Source organism: Vreelandella sp. DA03-1M (assembly GCF_055725665.1).
Genome location: NZ_CM146798.1, coordinates 33,621 through 52,858, shown reverse-complemented (window position 1 = coordinate 52,858; position 19,238 = coordinate 33,621). Strand labels below are relative to the sequence as shown.

Sequence of the window (19,238 nt, the reverse complement as noted above, 5' to 3'; positions counted from 1 at the left end):
TCACTCATTTGTGAGCGTCTTACTGCCTGCCGCCCTGGCATTCTGTTGCTTGGGCCACACGCTGCATATCCGGCTTTCTGTTGATCTCTCAACCTTAACGTCATCATCACGACCAGACCCCTTGGGTGTTATAGGGTCAAGCCTCACGGGCCATTAGTACACGTTAGCTCAACACCTTGCAGTGCTTCCACACCGTGCCTATCAACCAGCTGGTCTCGCTGGGCCCTTCAGGAGGCTCTAGGCCTCAGGGATGTCTCATCTTGAAGGGGGCTTCCCGCTTAGATGCTTTCAGCGGTTATCCCGTCCGACCATAGCTACCCGGCAATGCCACTGGCGTGACAACCGGAACACCAGAGGGTCGTCCACTCCGGTCCTCTCGTACTAGGAGCAGCCCTTCTCAAACATCCAACGCCCACGGCAGATAGGGACCGAACTGTCTCACGACGTTCTAAACCCAGCTCGCGTACCACTTTAAATGGCGAACAGCCATACCCTTGGGACCGACTTCAGCCCCAGGATGTGATGAGCCGACATCGAGGTGCCAAACACCGCCGTCGATGTGAACTCTTGGGCGGTATCAGCCTGTTATCCCCGGAGTACCTTTTATCCGTTGAGCGATGGCCCTTCCATACAGAACCACCGGATCACTAGAACCTGCTTTCGCACCTGCTCGACGTGTCTGTCTCGCAGTCAAGCACCCTTATGCTCTTGCACTCAATGCACGATGTCCGACCGTGCTGAGGGTACCTTCGTGCTCCTCCGTTACTCTTTAGGAGGAGACCGCCCCAGTCAAACTACCCACCACACACTGTCCTCGATCCGGATAACGGACCTGAGTGAGAACGCCAATGATGCCAGGCTGGTATTTCAAGGTTGGCTCCCTCCGAACTGGCGTCCAGAGTTCAAAGCCTCCCAGCTATCCTACACAGGCAACATCAGCGTCCAGTGTGAAGCTATAGTAAAGGTTCACGGGGTCTTTCCGTCTAGCCGCGGGTACACCGCATCTTCACGGCGATTTCAATTTCACTGAGTCTCGGGTGGAGACAGCGTGGCCATCATTACGCCATTCGTGCAGGTCGGAACTTACCCGACAAGGAATTTCGCTACCTTAGGACCGTTATAGTTACGGCCGCCGTTTACCGGGGCTTCAATCAAGAGCTTCGCGCCCTCTACAAGAGAGGGGCTAACACCATCATTTAACCTTCCGGCACCGGGCAGGCGTCACACCCTATACGTCCGCTTGCGCGTTAGCAGAGTGCTGTGTTTTTAATAAACAGTTGCAGCCACCTGGTATCTTCGACCGGTTCGGGCTTAGAGAGCAAGTCTCATCACCCTACGCCGGCGTGCCTTCTCCCGAAGTTACGGCACCATTTTGCCTAGTTCCTTCACCCGAGTTCTCTCAAGCGCCTTGGGATTCTCTCCCTGACCACCTGTGTCGGTTTGGGGTACGGTCGCACATGATCTGAAGCTTAGAGGCTTTTCCTGGAAGCGTGGCATCAGTGACTTCCTGACCGTGGTCAGTTCATCTCGTGTCTCGGCCTTAAGGGTCCGGATTTACCTAAACCCTCAGCCTACTCACTTTCACCAGGACAACCAACGCCTGGCTCACCTAGCCTTCTTCGTCCCCCCATCGCAACCATGTCCGGTACGGGAATATTGACCCGTTTCCCATCGACTACGCCTTTCGGCCTCGCCTTAGGGGCCGACTCACTCTGCTCCGATTAGCGTCGAACAGAAACCCTTGGTCTTCCGGCGAGGGTGTTTTTCACACCCTTTATCGTTACTCATGTCAGCATTCGCACTCGTGATACCTCCAGCAGACTTCTCAATCCACCTTCATTGGCGTACACGACGCTCCTCTACCGCGAATTCCTATCGAAATAGAAACTCACCCGTAGCTTCGGTACCTGGTTTAGCCCCGTTACATCTTCCGCGCAGGCCGACTCGACTAGTGAGCTATTACGCTTTCTTTAAAGGATGGCTGCTTCTAAGCCAACCTCCTAGCTGTCTGAGCCTTCCCACATCGTTTCCCACTTAACCAGGATTTCGGGACCTTAGCTGACGGTCTGGGTTGTTTCCCTTTTCACGACGGACGTTAGCACCCGCCGTGTGTCTCCCACGCGTTACTCACCGGTATTCGGAGTTTGCCTCGGGTTGGTAAGTCGGGATGACCCCCTAGCCGAAACAGTGCTCTACCCCCGGCGGTACTACGTGAGGCGCTACCTAAATAGCTTTCGAGGAGAACCAGCTATCTCCGAGCTTGATTAGCCTTTCACTCCGATCCACAAGTCATCCAAATCTTTTTCAACAGATCCTGGTTCGGGCCTCCAGTTGATGTTACTCAACCTTCACCCTGCTCATGGATAGATCGCTCGGTTTCGGGTCTATATCCAGCGACTGTGTCGCCCAGTTAAGACTCGGTTTCCCTACGGCTCCCCTATACGGTTAACCTCGCCACTGAATATAAGTCGCTGACCCATTATACAAAAGGTACGCCGTCACCCAACAAGTGGGCTCCGACTGCTTGTACGCACACGGTTTCAGGATCTATTTCACTCCCCTCTCCGGGGTTCTTTTCGCCTTTCCCTCACGGTACTGGTTCACTATCGGTCAGCCAGGAGTATTTAGCCTTGGAGGATGGTCCCCCCGTCTTCAGTCAAGGTTTCTCGTGCCCCGACCTACTCGATTTCACATGATCAGATTTTCGACTACGGGGCTATCACCCGCTACGGCCAGACTTCCCAATCTGTTCGCCTAATCAGTCACATGCTTAAGGGCTGGTCCCCGTTCGCTCGCCGCTACTAGGGGAATCTCGGTTGATTTCTTTTCCTCAGGGTACTTAGATGTTTCAGTTCCCCTGGTTCGCCTCGTACACCTATGTATTCAGTGCACGATACTCATCTTATGATGAGTGGGTTTCCCCATTCAGAAATGCCCGGGTCACAGGTTGTTGCCACCTCACCGAGCCTTATCGCAGGCTACCACGTCTTTCATCGCCTCTGGCTGCCTAGGCATCCACCGTGTGCGCTTCATTGCTTGACCCTATAACCCGAAGGAGTCTGGATGTCGCAATGATCACGTTTCATTTTGCCGGATACGCTGACGCGTATCACAATTTAAGAAGCACTTCTTACGAAGTGTTCTTGTCAGCATGATATACATTGTTAAAGAGCGACTGCTATAAGCAGTGATAAGCGTTCTTTCCTATTAAAAAAGAAAAAGACCTTTAAGCTTTAAAAGCTATTTTTTCTTTTTAACGTGAAAAAAGAGTCACTTATCACTGCGCATCAACAGCATTCTGATCAGGTAATTCATTGTGGACGCTTACCAACTGTGACGCATCGTTTAAGGAGGTGATCCAGCCGCAGGTTCCCCTACGGCTACCTTGTTACGACTTCACCCCAGTCATGAACCACACCGTGGTGATCGCCCTCTTGCGTTAGGCTAACCACTTCTGGTGCAGTCCACTCCCATGGTGTGACGGGCGGTGTGTACAAGGCCCGGGAACGTATTCACCGTGACATTCTGATTCACGATTACTAGCGATTCCGACTTCACGGAGTCGAGTTGCAGACTCCGATCCGGACTGAGACCGGCTTTAAGGGATTCGCTGACTCTCGCGAGCTCGCAGCCCTTTGTACCGGCCATTGTAGCACGTGTGTAGCCCTACCCGTAAGGGCCATGATGACTTGACGTCGTCCCCACCTTCCTCCGGTTTGTCACCGGCAGTCTCCTTAGAGTTCCCACCATTACGTGCTGGCAAATAAGGACAAGGGTTGCGCTCGTTACGGGACTTAACCCAACATTTCACAACACGAGCTGACGACAGCCATGCAGCACCTGTCTTACAGTTCCCGAAGGCACACCAGAATCTCTTCCGGCTTCTGTAGATGTCAAGGGTAGGTAAGGTTCTTCGCGTTGCATCGAATTAAACCACATGCTCCACCGCTTGTGCGGGCCCCCGTCAATTCATTTGAGTTTTAACCTTGCGGCCGTACTCCCCAGGCGGTCGACTTATCGCGTTAACTTCGCCACAAAGTGCTCTAGGCACCCAACGGCTGGTCGACATCGTTTACGGCGTGGACTACCAGGGTATCTAATCCTGTTTGCTACCCACGCTTTCGCACCTCAGTGTCAGTGTCAGTCCAGAAGGCCGCCTTCGCCACTGGTATTCCTCCCGATCTCTACGCATTTCACCGCTACACCGGGAATTCTACCTTCCTCTCCTGCACTCTAGCCTGACAGTTCCGGATGCCGTTCCCAGGTTGAGCCCGGGGCTTTCACAACCGGCTTATCAAGCCACCTACGCGCGCTTTACGCCCAGTAATTCCGATTAACGCTTGCACCCTCCGTATTACCGCGGCTGCTGGCACGGAGTTAGCCGGTGCTTCTTCTGCGAGTGATGTCTTTCCTACCGGGTATTAACCGATAGGCGTTCTTCCTCGCTGAAAGTGCTTTACAACCCGAGGGCCTTCTTCACACACGCGGCATGGCTGGATCAGGGTTGCCCCCATTGTCCAATATTCCCCACTGCTGCCTCCCGTAGGAGTTCGGGCCGTGTCTCAGTCCCGATGTGGCTGATCATCCTCTCAGACCAGCTACGGATCGTTGCCTTGGTAAGCCATTACCTTACCAACTAGCTAATCCGACATAGGCTCATCCAATAGCGGGAGCCGAAGCCCCCTTTCTCCCGTAGGACGTATGCGGTATTAGCCTGGGTTTCCCCAGGTTATCCCCCACTATCGGGCAGATTCCTATGCATTACTCACCCGTCCGCCGCTCGTCAGCATCTAGCAAGCTAGATCTGTTACCGCTCGACTTGCATGTGTTAGGCCTGCCGCCAGCGTTCAATCTGAGCCATGATCAAACTCTTCAGTTTAAGATCTATGCGGTTCTTGCCTGTCACCGAAGCAACAGAAGCGAACCAAACTTGGCTCAAGGTTCAAACGAATTCATTCAAAACAGATCCCAAAGGACGAATCCTTTAAAACCTTATTGCTTGAGTCGCTTGCCTTGATATTCGGTGATTTGTCACCAACATCAGCAAGCGCCCACATGAATTACCTGATCAAATTGTTAAAGAGCTGTTTCGCTGTACTGGTTACTGTGAAAGCAACCCGGCGGGCCGTTGAACTGGCTTGCCGCAGCGAGGAAGGCGTATTCTACGCAGTTCCTGATGTTTGTCAATCGCTGTTTTTTTAGCGAGTGAGGCGAACGCTACAACCTGCTCTAACCTCCTGACAAACCGAAGGTTTTCACCTTCATTCACCGCTGGAAACGCTTGGCGTCCCCGGCAGCGGATGCGTACTTTACGGTTTCGTGGCCGCGTTGGCAAGGGCTTTTGTAGAAAAATTACAGATTAGCCGCTGTTAGTGGATTAAACCCCTTCGGTGCCACCCTCGTTGGCGGTTACACTAGCCTCATCTACCACATTGCTGAGGTCCGCCATGAGCCACCACCTGCTAACTGTCGACTCATTAAACCGTGAAAGCGTTGATCATTTACTGCGTGTTGCTGCGCGCATGGAGCCAATCGCTCAACGACGTCAAGTGACGCGTGTGTTGGAAGGGGCCGTACTCGGCAATCTATTTTTTGAAGCCAGCACACGAACACGGGTCAGCTTTAATGCAGCCTTTTGCCGTTTGGGCGGCAGCGTGTGCGATACCACTGGCTTTACCTTCTCCTCTATGGCGAAGGGCGAGTCACTCTACGACACCAGCCGGGTAATGAGTGGCTACTGTGACGCCATTGTAATGCGCCACCCCGATCAGGGTTCAGTGGCTGAATTTGCTGCAGCTACTAATGTACCAGTGATTAATGGCGGCGACGGCCCTGGCGAGCACCCCAGCCAAGCGCTGCTTGATCTTTATACGATTGATAAAGAGTTTCAGCGCTTGGGTAAATCGCTGACCGGTGCACATATCTTACTCACCGGCGATTTAAAATATGGCCGCACCGTCCATTCACTGATCAAGCTCTTATCACTCTATGATCCGCTGCGCATTACGCTGGTATCACCGCCAGGTCTTGAAATGCCCTCAAAACTGATTGATCTAGTGGCATCGCGCGGCCATCGCATTGAGCAGCGCGACTCATTAGCCAATGACTTTGCAGATTTGGATGTGGTGTATACAACGCGTATTCAGAAAGAGCGCTTTACCGACGAGATGAATGAGAGTTTCCAGGGGCTTTCCGATGACTTTATGGTCAACCGCGATTTTCTGGACCAGCGCTGCAGCCAAAGCACGATAGTGATGCATCCGCTGCCTAGGGATAGCCGCCCCGGTGCGAATGATTTAAGCGTGGATCTTAACGGCGACCCGCGCCTGGCGATTTTCCGCCAAACCGATAACGGCATTCCCATGCGGATGGCGATTTTCGCAACATTACTAAAGGTCGACGAACTAATTGAGCAGGAGTTACGGGCGGTTCGTTGGTACGTACCGACTCAAACAGGCACGCTAGATCGCTAAAAGAAGGGATTTATAGGCGTTACAGCGAAAGACGCCCGCCGGGTAAACCTTCCTGGTGGGCAAACCAGCCCTCAAGAATAAGAATAGCGGCAATGCCATCGACACTATCTTGCCGATAGTTGCCTTTATGCCCCGCCTCGCGAGCTATCATTTTCGCTTCTCGCGTGGTGCCACGCTCGTCGACCATTGCACACGGTTTACCAAAACGGCCATGCAAACGGTTACCGAACTTGCGCGCACGGGTGCTCATATCTGATTCGCTACCGTCCATATTCAGAGGCAATCCCACCACTAACAGATCCGGCTGCCACTCGTTAAGCAGCCGTGACACGACATTCCAATCGGGAATCCCATCCCGCGCCGTCAGCGGAGTGAGCTCGCGCGCACTGCGCAGTAACTCGTTGCCCACCGCCACACCGATACGCCGAGTGCCGTAGTCAAAGGCCAGGATTAAGCGCTGCCCCGCTTCGGCCATCAGGCGTGCCCCGCGTCTCGGGTCATTAGGTTAAGATCAATACCCAGCAAACCTGCCGCCGCGGTTAAGCGCTCAACGGGCGGGGTATTGAAGAGTACGCTGCTCTCGGCTTCTACCGTTAGCCAGCTGTTCTCCTTCAACTCTTCTTCCAACTGCCCCACTTCCCAGCCCGCGCAGCCTAAGCAGACTAAAAAGTGCTCGGGTCCCTCGCCAGCAGCAAAGGCCTGGAGAATATCCAGCGAGGTGGTCAGCGCAATGCCATCCTCCACCTGGATACTCGAGTCCCACTGCTGGCTATCGCCGACATGCAGAATAAAGCCACGGTCTTTATGCATCGGCCCGCCGTAATAAACCGGCGCATTACGGTGCGGGCTTGCCTCACCACCCAGTTCCAGTTGATCAAACAGGGCTTCAAGGGTGATCTCTAACGGTCGGTTAGTAATCACCCCCATGCAGCCATTGTTATCGTGATCGCAAAGATAGATCAGACTACCGGCAAAATTAGGGTCTTCTAAATGTGGCATGGCCATTAAAAAGTGATGTTTCAAACTTTGCATGCGTCTCCCACTGCCTGTTGGTACTCCAACAGGCATAACGTAATAAGTGTCATTATAAGAGTGAAGCCGCGCTTAGGCTAAGCGGCGCTCAATGGCATCCAGCAGCAAACCGGCGATATTCGTTCCCCGCTGGTCATCTATTTCACGTACGCAGGTGGGGCTGGTGACGTTGATTTCAGTAATATAGTCACCGATCACATCGAGACCAACGAACATTAAGCCCTTGTCACGAATCATTGGCTGCACCTGTTGAATAAGCCAATGGTCACGTTCGGTGAGTTCACGACTGACGCCCCGCCCACCAGCAGCCAAGTTGCCACGGGTTTCGCCCGCTGACGGAATGCGCGCCAGGCCAAAGGGTACGGGTTCACCATCGACCAAGAGAATGCGCGTATCGCCATCCTTAATTTCGGGAAGATAACGCTGCGCCATGATTTGGCGTTGGCCGCGAAAGGTAAGCTGCTCAATCACTGCGCCGATATTGCGACCATCCGGCCCAATATGAAAAATACCGGTACCGCCCATGCCATCCAGCGGTTTGAAGATCACATCGCCGTGCTCGGCGTGGAAGGCGCGCAGTACATCATCGCGGCTTGCGACTATCGTGGGTGCACAGCACTGAGGGAACTGCTGGGCAAACAGCTTTTCATTACACTGCAGCAGCGCCGCCGTGGGATTAACCACCAGCACCCCTTCACGTTCGGCAAAGCCCAAAAGATGTACGGCGTTAGTAAAATCAGCATCGACGGGCGGGTCTTTACGCATCAACACTACGTCCAGCTCAACCAATGGGCGCGCAGAAGGTTCGCCCAAATCGTACCAGTGGTTGGGATCACGGTGCACCGTTAACGGCCGCATGCGCGCGTAGGCTTGCCCCGCATTCAAGAAAAGATCTTCCTGCTCCATATAGTGCAGGGTATAGCCTCGTTCCTGGGCGGCCCATAGCATGGCCATGGTGGTGTCTTTCTTGTAAGCGATGTCGCTGATGGGATCCATCACAACGCCGAGATGCAGATTTGATTGGCTCATCGGGGGCACTATCCAAACATGAACAATAGAGGCCCAGTATGCCGCACTGCCCGCTAGGCTCCAACTGCCCCAGCTCACTACTCACTCAGCGCGCCGGGCACTAAGCGAATAGCGTCAGGCTCGAGGGTGATCAACTGCTGCTTGTAAAGCCGCCCAATGGCCTGTTTATAGGCACTTTTACTCACGCCTAAGCGTGCTTTAACTTCATGGGCAGGGCTTTTATCACCCAGCGCCAAATAGCCACCACTTTCACGCAGCGCCTGCAGGATCTTGTCGCCGACCACATCGAGCCGGGCAGCGCCTGGCGGTAGTAGCGAGATATTTAAGCGACCGTCGTCACGGCGCTGCTTCACATAGCCCTTAACTGATTGGCCGCGGCGTAGCGGTTGAGTAACGTCATCTTGATAAATGAGTCCCCAGTAGCGGTGATTGACCACTACTTTCATCCCCAAATCGGTACGCTCAGCAACCACGACGGCCACCTCATCGCCTTTTTCCAGGGCCCAGGCGTCATCCGCCAGAAAGCGATCCAGCTTCATCGTGGCCACTGGCCGCCCCTGGTCATCGCTATACAGCATTACCAGCACGCGCTTGCCGGGATCAGGGCGAAAATGTTGCTCGCTAAAGGGCAGCAACACGTCTTTCGGCTGGCCCCATTGCAAAAATGCGCCAATGTTATTGACGGCCGTGACCGTTAGATACGCCACTTCGCCCAACTGGGCAGATGCATCGCTGGCGGATCGGGGGGATGAGTGTGACTCACGGACCATGGGGAACGTCCTTCAAGGAATATAGAACAACATTATGGTGTCTGGCACACACAGGGCAAAGCGAGTTGTCGATTTTTTAGTGGTCGAAAACGCTTGTGGCACCTGAAAAAGCAATCACCTCACAACCTGCTACTATCAAAACACTAGACAAAATTAGGCGTAGGGGAGCGAACATGGAAGGGTTCACGCTTTTTGATACGGTAGTGCTGATCGGTTATATCGGCCTTATTGCCTGGATTGGTTCGCGTTTTGGCAAAGACCAGCACAATCCTGAGGACTACTTTCTAGGCGGCCGCAAAATACCGGGCTGGGCGATTGGCCTTTCGGTGATGGCGACTCAAGCCAGTGCCATCACCTTTATCGGAGCACCTGGCTGGGGCTTCGAGGGCGGCCTTGAACGCTTGGTGACGTTTATCAATGTACCTTTGGCCATGATCGTGTTGATTTTGGTGTTGGTGCCTATTTTTCACCGCGCGGGCATCTATAGCATCTACGAACTGTTGGAACGTCGCTTTGGCCCGGCCACGCGTACCCTTACCGCCCTGCTGTTTCTTATTGCCCGCGGCCTCGCCACTGGCGTGGTGCTTTATGCGCCAGCGTTAGTGCTGGCGGTGGTAACCGGCTGGAGCGTCAACCTTACTATTATCATCATGGCGGTACTGGCCATCAGCTATACCGTCATGGGCGGCATCAGCGCCGTCATCTGGACGGATGTTTTGCAAATGTTCGTGCTCTGGTTTGGCGCACTATTAAGCATCTTCTTTTTGGTAACCAGCCTTCCCGGCGGCTGGGGAGATGTGTTCAGCTTTGGTGCGGCCAGCGGCATGTTCAACGCCATTGATTTGTCCTTCGACCCCAGCGTGACCTACTCGCTATGGGCGGGGCTGTTCGGTGGGTTTTTCCTGCATGTGGCTTACTTCGGCACCGATCAGAGCCAGATACAGCGTGTCTTATCCAGCCCTTCGGTGCTCGATGCCCAGCGCTCGTTGCTGATTGGCGGTTATCTACTGATTCCACAGATGCTGCTATTTCTATTTATTGGCGTCATTTTGGCGACCTATTACCAGCAGCATGGGCTAACGCCCCCTGATGACCTCAATGAGCTGTTGCCCCGCTATGTCGTCAACGCGTTCCCTTCAGGCATGGCCGGGCTGGTGATTGCCGGGGTGTTTGCTGCGGCCATGTCGAGCCTCGACTCGGCGCTCAACTCGCTGTCGGCGGTGACCGTACGGGATTTTTATAGCCGCTATCTCAAACCCAATGCCAGCGATGCCCATTACTTAAAAGCCTCACGGCTAGCCACTATTTTCTGGGGGCTCTATGCCACGCTGTTTGCTTTTTTTGCAGGTAACCTAGGGCCCGTGATCGAGGCGGTCAACCAGATTGGCTCCTGGTTCTATGGGGCACTGCTCGGTACCTTTTTGCTGGCTATTTTCAGTCACCGTTCCAATGCTCGCGGCGCAATGGCTGGGCTCATTACCGGCATGTTTGCCGTATGGGCAGTCTCTGCGCTACTCGATATCTCCTGGCTGTACAACAACACGGTCGGCGTAGCGGTGTCGATGACCGTTGGCTATCTCGTTAGCCTGACAGCGCCAGCCCCCAGCCAAGAACAGTTAAGCGATGTGATGATGGCAGAAGCCGCGCCAGACATGCAGGCCGTGCTGGCATCCAGAGCTGATAACGCCCAGGTGATTGGCAAAGAGGCCCGCCTGACGCGCCGACGCTGTATCGGCTTATTTATTTGGTTTTGCATCATGCTGGGCATGTTAGCGCTGCTACAGGGTTGGGCGAATGAGTGGTGGGCGAATGGTTGAGTGCTTAACGCTAGCCCGGCGTATTGATACGACAGCGGCTCAAAAGCGGCTACAGCGTCTTGGGGCCAATGCTTGCGAACCGGCCTGGGTTCGCCTGTGGGCCGCAGGCTTGGGAGTGGCTGATGGCAAGCCAGGGGCGTGGTTACTCTCTGCTCATGAAATGCGCCGCGCACTACTATTGGTGGGGGCCGAACTACCCGCTCAAAAAGAAGAACTCAGTGCAGGCGTTAAAATTGATAGCGGTTCACCGCCAACGCCAAAAGCGCTGGACCGACTGTGGCTATGGGAACGCATAGCCACCCCGCGCCACTGGCGAATCCAGATGCTGGATAGCACGCCCGTACCGATATGGCTGCCCTGCTGGCTGGGCTACGCACGTGGCCGACAACTCCGTTTAACGGTGATCAGTGGGCTATCGGGAGAAACGCTACCGATGCTTAAGCCCATCGTGCTTAAGGGGCTTCAACAGGCCTATCGTAATGGTCAGGAATCAGCGACAAAAGCGCGAAGGGAAAAGGCAGTTTGATAGAGTTTTGCTGATAGTAAGTGCTTACAAATCGCCAAAGTAGTGTTGTAGCAGGGAAAGCGCCACTATTGGTGCTGTTTCTGTTCGCAATACCCGGGGACCGAGCGTTAGCGGCGTAAAGGTAGCGACTTGAGCGGCAGCGATATCGCTTTCGCTCAAACCGCCTTCTGGACCAATCAATAGCGCCACCGCAGCCGGTCGGTCTTGGCGATCAAACGCATTGCCGGTCGCTAGATGCAGCATCAAGCGCAGCGGCTCCTGGCGCTCTGCAAGCCATGCTTGAAGCGCCATAGGCGGATGCACTGGCGGCACCACCGCTCGACCGCTCTGCTCGCAGGCGCTGGCAGCCACCGCTTGCCAGTGCGCCAGCTTTTTATCTTCACGGTCGCCTTTCAATCGCACTTCGCCGCGCTCGGTATAAAGCGGGGTAATGGCTGCCACCCCCAACTCAACGGCTTTTTGAATGGCGTAATCCATTCGATCGCCTTTGGAGATGGCTTGTCCTAAATGGACAGACAGCGGCGACTCACCACTGCCCGGCCACACTGCCTCGACTCGCGCAAGCGTCTGCTTGCGGCTAACGTCCACCAAGCGCACCCCGGCCTCAAGGCCTTGGCCGTCAAATAGCACCAGCGGCGCGCCTTCCCCCATGCGCAATACCCGGGTGACATGACGAGCAGGCCCTTCCGGCAGTGCCAGCTCACTCCCTGCTACCAAAGCAGCAGGCACATAGAGGCGTGGCATTTTGCCGTGTTGGGCATACCAATCAGCGGCGTGGGTTGCTGACAAGGCGTTTGACATCGCTTAGTGGGTGTTCTCTTCAGCTTGTTTGGCTTCGCGCTGCTTGCGCTGGGCGTACATCGCTTCGAAGTTAACCGGCGCCAGCATCAGCGGCGGGAAGCCACCACGGTTGACCAGATTATCGACGCACTCGCGGGCATAGGGGAACAGCAAGTTAGGGCAGAAAGCACCCAACGTTTGATCCAGCTGTGCGCCTTCGATACCGGCAATGCGGAACAGGCCGGCCTGCTCAACTTCGGCCAGAAAAGACGTTGTGCCCGTTTCGTTGTCGTTCACCTGAGCGGTCACCTTGACCACGACTTCGTACTGATCGTCAGCAATCTTGGTGCTGGTGGTATTCAGATCCAGGTTCACCTTGGGTTTGAACGCCTGCTTAAATACCGACGGGGAATTCGGCGCTTCAAACGAAATATCTTTTACGTAAATGCGCTGCAGCGAAAACTTCAGCTGCGGCTTTTCATCCGTTGCGGCACCGGCCTGTGGGGTATTGTTATCTTCCGCCATGATAAAACTCCTGATTGTTCATTAAATAAAAGTAACGTCGCTTACTTCTTAACCACCGGCAGACCATCGCCTTGCCACTGCGCCATACCGCCTCTTAACTTGTAAGCGCGCTCAAAGCCTGCTTTGGCGAGTTTGGCCTGTGCGGCACCAGAACTCTGGCCGTGCTTGCATACCACGATGATCGGCTGGGCTTTTACTTTTTCCAGTTCGTTCATGCGGCTATCGAGGTTGCTCTGGGGAATATTGCGTGCTCCCGCGATATGCCCGGCTTTGAAGTCTTTGCTTTCACGGATGTCCAGCACCACCGCGTCTTCGCGGTTGATGAGCTGAGTGGCCTGCGAAGCAGTCAGTGCATTTGTAGAGGCGCTACGCGTTTCATAAATGATCCACGCGATTAGCACCAGCAAAAATGCCCCGACTAGCAGGGGGTGGTTCTGTACGAATTCGAACACCTGATCGATCATCGCGAACACAATCTCTTGGTCAATGCAGAAAAAAGCGGCCTAACCGCTGCCAAAACGCGACAAGTATACACGTCAGATAGCTTCCCGCGCAGGCCTAGGAGCCTGTCCGGATTAGCCGATCGTCGCGAGAAGCACGGATTTTGAGCCAAATTTATCGATCAATTGAGGCGAATAGCGCGCTATTTAACGAAATTGATCGACTAAAGTTGGCCAAAATACCGGGATTCGCAGTAGATCAGTGTTAAGCCGGGCAGGCTCCTAACTCATGACGCCTGGCAGTTGCCTGCGTTATGATGCCCCAAGCGTGCGCCCGTCGCGACCCCGAATTTTCGCGTCGCTCGGTTTGCCAATCTTTACGAGGTTTTTATGGATACGTCACGTACCCCGCGCCCAGTGGCGCTGATTATTCTCGATGGCTACGGCCACAACCCCGATAGTGACCACAATGCCGTCGCTGCTGCCCATAAACCGGTGATGGATAAATTGTGGGAAAACCGCCCGCACACCTTCGTTCATACCGATGGTCTTAACGTGGGGCTCCCCGAAGGCCAAATGGGTAACTCGGAAGTCGGGCATATGAATATTGGTGCCGGGCGTATCGTGTATCAGGACTTCACTCGCATCAGCAAGGCGATTGAAGACGGCGACCTGGATGTTAATGAAAACCTTACCCAACCGATCGACGAAGCCGTCGCCAACGGCAAGCCGGTACACCTGATTGGCCTGCTCTCCCCCGGTGGCGTCCACAGCCATGAAGAGCACTTTATTGCCATGGCCGAATTGGCCGCACGCCGCGGTGCTCAGCGTATTTTCATTCACGCCTTTCTCGATGGTCGCGATATGCCACCGCAAAGCGCGCTATCCTCAATAGAGCGTGCCAATGCTCGGCTAGCAGAGCTGGTAGGCGCTGATAACGGCTTTGTAGCGTCAATTATTGGCCGCTTTTATGCCATGGATCGAGACAACCGCTGGGAACGAGTAGAGCAAGCCTATCGCCTGCTCACCGATGGCCAGGCGGAGCACTACGCCACCAGTGCCGAAACTGCGCTACGCGACGCCTACCAGCGCGGTGAAACCGACGAATTCGTGACGGCGAGCAGCGTACCGCAGAAAGACGGCAGCAAAGCGCATGCGGTTACCCTACAAGATGGTGATGCCGCTATTTTCCTTAATTTCCGCTCCGACCGCGCCCGAGAATTGACCCGCGCCTTTGCCGAACCGGATTTCAAGGGCTTCGAGCGGCGTGTATGCCCTAAGCTTGCGGGCAAGGGGCTGGTGATGATGACCCAGTACGCCGCTGATATCCCTGCCCCTGCCGCTTTCCCGCCGTCGGATCTCAACGACACCCTAGGGCAAGTCGTCGCCAAGCGCGGCTTGAAACAGCTGCGTATCGCCGAAACCGAGAAGTATCCGCACGTGACGTTCTTCTTTTCGGGCGGTAATGAAGCCGAATACGAAGGCGAAGAGCGCATCCTGGTGCCCTCGCCACGTGATGTGCGAACTTACGATGAAAAGCCTGAAATGAGTGCCTTTGAGATCACCGACAAACTGGTAGAGGCCATTGATGACGGCCGCTTCGACCTGATCGTTTGCAACTACGCCAACGGTGACATGGTCGGCCACACCGGTGATTTCAACGCCGCGGTAAAGGCCATTGAAACCGTTGATACCTGTGTGGGCCGTGTCGTTGAAGCGATTGAGCGCGCTGGCGGCGCCTGCTTGATTACTGCCGACCACGGCAATGCCGAGCAAATGGTGCACCCCGAAACGGGCGCTCCCCAAACCGCCCACACGACCTTTGTAGTGCCGCTGATTTACGCCGGTGAACGCCCTGCCACGCTTGAGGAGGGCAAACTATGCGACCTAGCGCCCACCCTGTTAGCCATGATGGATCAGCAACAGCCCGAGGCGATGACTGGAAAATCATTGATTCACTTTAAATAATGCGCACTTGCTGGCATGTGGCAGGGGTACTCCTGCTGGCGCTTATTTATGCGCCGGCAGGCATCGCCCAACAGGATGAAGGCGCGGCGCGCCAGCAGCTGGATGCGATTGGCCAGGAGATCGAATCCGTCGCCCAGCGCCTCAGTGCCACCGGGCAGGCCCGCGATGACGCAGAACGCGAGCTCCAGCAGGTCGAAACCGAACTTGCCGAGACGCATCAGCGCTTAGACGCCTTGCAAGCTGAACGCCGCCAGCTAAATGATGAAACGACTCAGCTACGCCAGCACCGCGACCGGCTTGAGAGTGAACGCGATGACCAGTATGCCGCGTTAAGCCAGCAGCTTTCAGCGCTTTACCGACTAGGCCCAACCCCGCAGCTCAAACTACTGCTTAACCAAGGCGATCCGGCTGAGCTTGATCGCATGCAGGCGTACTTAAACCGGCTAACGGACGCTCGCAATCGCCGTTTGAGTGATATTGCCCGCCTCGATTCTGCCCTGGCCGATACCCAGCGTGAATTAGCCGAGCGGCAAGCGCGTCTTGATGACTTGGCCGAGGAGCTTGAAGAACAAAGCGCGCTGCTTGCCGAGCGCACGACCGAACGGCGTGGCGTTGTTTCTAACCTGGATGACCGTTACGGCAGCGAAGAAGAGCGGCTAACCGATCTCAATCAAAGCCGCGAAGAAGCCGAACGGGTGCTGCGCAATATCCAAGCCGAGATGGCAAAACTTGCCGAACCATCGCCCACTACGCATATTGTCAGTACCCAAGGTGATTTACCTTGGCCAGTACAGGGCTCCATCAGTAGCAATTTCCACCATCGCGATGGTGTGCACTACAACGGCATTGTCATTCAAGCCAACGCAGACACGCCGGTGACCGCTGTTCATACCGGCCGCGTAGTGTTTGCCGACTGGATGCGGGGGTTTGGCAACCTGCTCATTATCGATCATGGCGACCAAATCATGACGCTGCACGCACACCTGCAGCAGTTCAGCGTTAGACCTGGACAGCAGGTCAGCCGCGGCGATGAAATCGGCCGTGTGGGGGTCAGCGGTGGCCAGAACCGCGCCGCGCTTTACTTTGAAGTGCGCCGAGGCGGTGAACCCATTAATCCGCAGCGTTGGATTGCGCGCCGCTGACGGGATAAGCTGCACTATTATAAATATCTCAGTTTATAAATGACTCAGTTGTTAATGTTATTCCAGCTACTATTTCAAGGTGACGCACCACGACGCCACCTATCGCCCTGCGGAGTCTGCATGACGCTATCTGTTACCGGGGTATCCACCCCCGCCAAGCGCTTCTTGGCTACCCTGCTGCCGATTGTTTTACTGTCGGCCCCGCTACCGTTACTTGCTCAACCAGCCAGTAGCAGCGTGGTGGATGAGCCTGTCTCTAACGAACTCCCCCTTGAAGATATCCAGACCTTCGCCGAGGTGTTTGAACGCATCAAACGTGCTTACGTTGAAGAGGTCGACGATCGCACGCTGCTGCGCAATGCCATGCGCGGCATGCTGAGCGAGCTTGACCCCCACTCCGCCTACCTGGACGAGGAGGAGTACCAAAGCCTGCGAGAGTCGACCCAGGGCGAATTTGGCGGCATTGGTATCGAAGTGGGCACAGAGAACGGCCAATTGATGGTCATCACGCCTATCGATGACACCCCGGCCTCACGCGCCGGTTTACAGTCCCGCGACATTATCGTGGCCATCGACGGTACGCCTACCGACAGCATGTCGCTGCAGGAAGCGGTAACCCTGATGCGCGGCGAACCCGACACAGAGATTCGCATTAGCGTGCTGCGTTCAGGGGAAGACACGCCGCGCGAGTTCACCCTAACCCGCGAAATTATTCGCAGCGAGAGCGTTAAGCACGAGCTGCTTGAACCGGGTTACGGTTACCTACGCATCAGCCAATTCCAATCGCGCACGCCTGATCAGGCCCGCGAAGCGCTGGAGCGCATGGCACAGGATCAGCCACTGGAAGGGTTGATACTCGATTTACGTAATAATCCCGGCGGTGTGCTGCAGGCCGCCGTTGGCATTACCGACCTGTTCCTGGACGAAGGGCTGATCGTCTATACCGAGGGTCGCCTCTCGGATACCGAAATGTCGTTCTCTGCCTCCCCCACCACGCCGGCTAGTGATGTGCCGCTGGTGGTGCTGATCAACGGCGGCAGTGCGTCAGCGGCAGAAATTGTCGCCGGTGCGCTGCAGGATCAACGACGCGGCGTCATCATGGGCACCGATAGCTTTGGCAAGGGGTCAGTGCAGCAGATCATGCCGCTAGGCAATGGCGAAGGCTTGAAGCTGACGACAGCGCTCTACTACACCCCCAACGGGCGCTCTATCCAGGCCCAGGGTATTGAACCCGATGTAGAAGTGGTCCGCGGTCGCCTGGAAGTCGCCGAAAGCCGCCGTGAAATTCGCGAAGCCGACCTTGAAGGCCACCTAAGCGCCCAGCAGGCGCCCCGTGATCGACAGGAGATGGCCGAGCGGCTACTTGACGATTACCAGCTCAGCGAAGCACTCAACCTACTCAAGGCACTTAATGTGGTGGATCGCCAGCGGCGTTAACGACAGCCTAATTTAACGGCACGTGAGCGGCAGGCGGCCACGCTCTCCGGTCGCCTGCCGCATCAATACACGCTTCAGTGGCACCAACTGGTTCATGCCGCTCATGCCCAGGTTGCGCATCAGCGTCAACGCCGGATCGTGACTGCCAAACAGTACCTTAAAGCCCTTCATCAACCCCAGCATGGCGCTATTATCAAAGCGCCGACGCCGCTCATAGCGCCTTAGCGTACTCAGTTCTCCCCAAGGAGCGCCACGCTGCCATGCGTGTACCACCTCTTCGGCCAGTACCGCCGCATCCATCAGCCCCAGATTCACCCCCTGGCCTGCCAGCGGATGAATACTGTGGGCCGCATCCCCCACCAGCGCAAAATGCGGCTGCACATAGTGCCGGGCATGGCGCTGCACTAACGGAAAACGGTGGGCCTTGTCGCAGGCAGTAACGCCTCCTAGACGATGACCAAACGCTTCCCCAAGCGCCTCCCCCAGTGCGCCACGAGACAGCGCGCTCAATTCATCGGCGTGCTCTGGGGTGGTTGACCAGACGATAGAGCAGTAATGCTCATTGCCTTCCACGGTTAAAGGCAGGAATGCCAGCGGCCGGCCATCAATAAATGCTTGCCGCGCCGTGCCGCCATGAGGCTTGGCGCACTGCACCGTGGTCACGACAGCGTGCTGTTGCATATCGTCGCTGGCTACCTCAATACCCGCCATCTCACGCAGCACCGAGTGAGCACCGTCGGCGGCCACGATAAGCGGCGCGTGTAGCTGGCGCCCATCGTCAAGTATCAGCCAGTCCCCGCTAGCACGATTGCCATTGGCAGCATGGCTATTGGCACGCTGCAGCGCTTGCGGGCTAGCACCAAAAAACGTCGTGACGTTGGGATGGTCTAGCACTTGACGATTGAGTGCGGCCAGCGTGACCGTGTTCTCAACGATATGGCCAAGCACCGCCACGCCCGCCTCATCAGCGGAAAAAGCGATTTCGCCACTGCCTTCGGCATCCCACACCTGCATGCCGCGGTAGGGCGTTACACGGGTTGCCTGCATGGCGGGCCAAGCGCCCACATGCGCCAGCAAGCGCTGGGAAACCGGCGTTAATGCGCTAACGCGCGGAGCAGGTAGCGGGCCAGTGGCCTTATCAAGACCTATTGGCGCAGGCCTTGCCTCGACCAACGCGACTTTCATCCCCGCCTGTGCCAACAGCGCACAGAGCGCGGTACCGACCATGCCGCCGCCGACAATGATGGCCTCAAAGCGCTCAACCGGCGGCTTTGCAGTAGCTGAGTCAGTCTGCATAGA

The 19,238-nt window shown here is 55.7% G+C and carries 14 protein-coding genes and 2 rRNA genes; 6 read left to right on the top strand and 10 right to left on the bottom strand.

What is annotated here, in order from left to right; genetic code table 11:
• Positions 1–132: 132 nt before the first annotated feature.
• Both ACXUPB_RS00225 and ACXUPB_RS00220 read right to left on the bottom strand, forming a co-directional pair.
• Positions 133–3,042, bottom strand: a 23S ribosomal RNA gene (locus tag ACXUPB_RS00225).
• A 304-nt stretch (positions 3,043–3,346) separates the two neighbouring features.
• Positions 3,347–4,879 (bottom strand): 16S ribosomal RNA (locus ACXUPB_RS00220).
• Together the 16S and 23S rRNA genes form the textbook arrangement of a ribosomal RNA operon.
• A gap of 568 nt (positions 4,880–5,447) precedes the next feature.
• Between ACXUPB_RS00220 and ACXUPB_RS00215 the strand changes: the two genes are divergently transcribed.
• The gene (locus ACXUPB_RS00215; RefSeq protein ID WP_472954761.1) at positions 5,448–6,473 is read left to right on the top strand and encodes an aspartate carbamoyltransferase; all 1,026 of its coding nucleotides are present in this window, start codon (positions 5,448–5,450) and stop codon (positions 6,471–6,473) included.
• 19 nt (positions 6,474–6,492) lie between these two features.
• Here ACXUPB_RS00215 and ruvX read toward each other — a convergent pair whose 3' ends face one another.
• From ruvX to ACXUPB_RS00195, 4 genes are all read right to left on the bottom strand, one after another.
• The gene (ruvX, locus tag ACXUPB_RS00210) at positions 6,493–6,948 is read right to left on the bottom strand and encodes a Holliday junction resolvase RuvX (protein WP_472954760.1); all 456 of its coding nucleotides are present in this window, start codon (positions 6,946–6,948) and stop codon (positions 6,493–6,495) included.
• On the bottom strand, positions 6,948–7,505 hold the full coding sequence (locus tag ACXUPB_RS00205) for a YqgE/AlgH family protein (RefSeq protein WP_133733094.1): 558 nt from the start codon (positions 7,503–7,505) through the stop codon (positions 6,948–6,950). Before ACXUPB_RS00205 ends, ruvX begins: the two co-directional genes overlap by 1 nt.
• A gap of 72 nt (positions 7,506–7,577) precedes the next feature.
• Positions 7,578–8,534 (bottom strand): glutathione synthase, encoded by a 957-nt coding sequence (gshB, locus tag ACXUPB_RS00200; protein ID WP_008959144.1) that lies wholly within the window; start codon positions 8,532–8,534, stop codon positions 7,578–7,580.
• Positions 8,535–8,611: 77 nt separating this feature from the next.
• The gene (locus tag ACXUPB_RS00195) at positions 8,612–9,304 is read right to left on the bottom strand and encodes a CvfB family protein (protein ID WP_336274216.1); all 693 of its coding nucleotides are present in this window, start codon (positions 9,302–9,304) and stop codon (positions 8,612–8,614) included.
• Between the two features lie 173 nt (positions 9,305–9,477).
• Here ACXUPB_RS00195 and ACXUPB_RS00190 point away from each other — a divergent pair, with 173 nt between their 5' ends.
• Positions 9,478–11,121 carry a sodium:solute symporter family protein gene (locus tag ACXUPB_RS00190; protein WP_472954758.1) on the top strand — a complete coding sequence of 548 codons (1,644 nt, stop codon included), beginning with the start codon at positions 9,478–9,480 and terminating at the stop codon, positions 11,119–11,121.
• A complete protein-coding gene (locus ACXUPB_RS00185; RefSeq protein WP_472954756.1) occupies positions 11,114–11,647 on the top strand; it encodes a hypothetical protein in 534 nt (177 codons plus the stop codon). The genes ACXUPB_RS00190 and ACXUPB_RS00185 overlap by 8 nt, the downstream gene beginning before the upstream one ends.
• 24 nt (positions 11,648–11,671) lie before the next feature.
• Here ACXUPB_RS00185 and ACXUPB_RS00180 read toward each other — a convergent pair whose 3' ends face one another.
• From ACXUPB_RS00180 to ACXUPB_RS00170, 3 genes are read right to left on the bottom strand one after another with little or no spacing between them, the layout of a single operon-like run.
• Complete coding sequence (locus ACXUPB_RS00180) at positions 11,672–12,448, bottom strand: 16S rRNA (uracil(1498)-N(3))-methyltransferase (protein WP_472954754.1); 777 nt, start codon at positions 12,446–12,448, stop codon at positions 11,672–11,674.
• Positions 12,449–12,451: 3 nt separating this feature from the next.
• Positions 12,452–12,952 carry a protein-export chaperone SecB gene (gene secB / locus ACXUPB_RS00175; RefSeq protein WP_035556433.1) on the bottom strand — a complete coding sequence of 167 codons (501 nt, stop codon included), beginning with the start codon at positions 12,950–12,952 and terminating at the stop codon, positions 12,452–12,454.
• Positions 12,953–12,993: 41 nt separating this feature from the next.
• Positions 12,994–13,416: a rhodanese-like domain-containing protein gene (locus ACXUPB_RS00170; RefSeq protein WP_290694138.1), complete on the bottom strand. Its 423-nt coding sequence runs from the start codon at positions 13,414–13,416 to the stop codon at positions 12,994–12,996.
• Positions 13,417–13,782: 366 nt separating this feature from the next.
• Here ACXUPB_RS00170 and gpmI point away from each other — a divergent pair, with 366 nt between their 5' ends.
• The 3 genes from gpmI to ACXUPB_RS00155 all read left to right on the top strand — a co-directional run bounded on the left by gpmI (position 13,783) and on the right by ACXUPB_RS00155 (position 17,939).
• Positions 13,783–15,360, top strand: coding sequence for a 2,3-bisphosphoglycerate-independent phosphoglycerate mutase (gene gpmI / locus ACXUPB_RS00165; RefSeq protein ID WP_472954751.1), 1,578 nt, complete (start codon positions 13,783–13,785; stop codon positions 15,358–15,360).
• Positions 15,360–16,502: a murein hydrolase activator EnvC family protein gene (locus tag ACXUPB_RS00160; protein WP_472954750.1), complete on the top strand. Its 1,143-nt coding sequence runs from the start codon at positions 15,360–15,362 to the stop codon at positions 16,500–16,502. The genes gpmI and ACXUPB_RS00160 overlap by 1 nt, the downstream gene beginning before the upstream one ends.
• 120 nt (positions 16,503–16,622) lie before the next feature.
• Complete coding sequence (locus ACXUPB_RS00155) at positions 16,623–17,939, top strand: S41 family peptidase (protein WP_472954749.1); 1,317 nt, start codon at positions 16,623–16,625, stop codon at positions 17,937–17,939.
• A gap of 12 nt (positions 17,940–17,951) precedes the next feature.
• On the opposite strand, the gene ACXUPB_RS00150 is transcribed toward ACXUPB_RS00155, so the two are convergent.
• Positions 17,952–19,235 carry a UbiH/UbiF/VisC/COQ6 family ubiquinone biosynthesis hydroxylase gene (locus tag ACXUPB_RS00150; RefSeq protein WP_472954747.1) on the bottom strand — a complete coding sequence of 428 codons (1,284 nt, stop codon included), beginning with the start codon at positions 19,233–19,235 and terminating at the stop codon, positions 17,952–17,954.
• Positions 19,236–19,238 lie beyond the last annotated feature (3 nt).